Annotated in this window: 1 protein-coding gene; it reads left to right on the top strand. The window is 67.1% G+C overall.

Annotated elements, in window-relative coordinates; translation table 11 throughout:
- Window positions 1–213 precede the first annotated feature (213 nt).
- Window positions 214–1,416 carry an IS110 family RNA-guided transposase gene (locus ACZ6D7_RS47550; RefSeq protein WP_469505171.1) on the top strand — a complete coding sequence of 401 codons (1,203 nt, stop codon included), beginning with the start codon at window positions 214–216 and terminating at the stop codon, window positions 1,414–1,416.
- The last annotated feature ends 23 nt before the right edge of the window (window positions 1,417–1,439 follow it).

Genomic DNA, 1,439 nt, shown 5'->3' with positions numbered 1-1,439 from the left:
TCATGCGGGGTCCTTAAGAATGTTGGCGGTCCGGGAGGACCGGGTGTGGCTGATGCGAGGTTGCCGCTGATGGCTCAAGGAGAATGGCCGCCCGGTCCTCCGGGACGCTCCGACCACTGATTGAGAACTGCGGTCATCGCTGCTTAAGGACCTGTCGGCGGAGTGTTCTTCGGACCACGGAAATGCTGGTCCGAAGGGAACGGAACGACAGGCTTGAGCACGTCTCACAAGCGGATATGGGTCGGCGTCGATGCCGGCAAAGGGCATCACTGGGCGGTGGCCGTGGATGCCGACGGCGAGACCCTGTTCTCGACGAAGGTGATCAACGACGAAGCCCAGATCCTCACGCTCATCGAGACCGCTCGCGAGAGGGCCGACGAGGTGCGGTGGGCAGTGGACATCAGCGGCCGGGCGTCCACCCTGCTGTTGGCCCTGCTCGTCGCCAACGGCCAGCGGGTCGTCTACGTACCCGGACGCACCGTGAACCGCATGTCCGGCGCCTACCGCGGAGAGGCCAAGACCGACGCCAAAGACGCGAAGGTCATCGCCGACCAGGCACGCATGCGCCGGGACTTCGCGCCGCTGGAAACACCCCCGGAGCTGGTCTCCACCCTTCAACTGCTGACGAACCACCGCGCCGACCTGATCGCCGACCGTGTCCGGCTGATCAACCGGCTCCGCGACATGCTGGTCGGGATCTGTCCCGCCTTGGAACGAACCTTCGACTACTCCGCGGCCAAGGGCCCCGTCGTCATGCTGACCGAGTACCAGACCCCGGCCGCCCTGCGGCGGATCGGCGTCAAGCGCCTGACCACCTGGCTGGAGCGGCGCAAGGTCCGCGGGGCCTCGGACGTCGCGGCCAAGGCTGTGGAGGCCGCCCAGTCCCAGCAGACCGCCCTGCCCGGCGAGAAGCGGGCCGCCAAACTGGTCTGCGACCTCGCCCACCAGCTCCTGGCCCTCGATGAGCGGATCAAGGACAACGACCGGGAGATCCGCGAGACCTTCCGCACCGACGACCGCGCCGAAATCATCGAATCCATGCCCGGCATGGGACCGATCCTGGGCGCCGAGTTCGTCGCCATCGTCGGCGACCTGGGCGGCTACAAGGACGCCGGCCGCCTCGCCTCCCATGCCGGCCTGGCTCCGGTCGCCCGGGACTCCGGCCGCCGCACCGGCAACTACCACCGGCCCAAACGCTACAACCGCCGCCTTCGACACATCTTCTACATGTCGGCGCAGACCTCCATGATGCGGCCCGGCCCCTCCCGGGACTACTACCTCAAGAAGCGATCCGAGGGTCTGCTGCACATGCAGGCTCTGCTCTCGCTCGCCCGCCGCCGGGTCGACGTTCTGTGGGCAATGCTGCGTGACAAAAGGCTCTTCACCTCCGCCCCACCCGTCACGCAGGCGGCTTGACACGGTCATTGAGATTCTCCTTC

It is taken from the genome of Streptomyces sp. NPDC041784, from assembly GCF_055591025.1.
The sequence above is the reverse complement of the archived record's forward strand: the minus strand, read 5'-3'. Positions and strand labels throughout refer to the sequence as shown.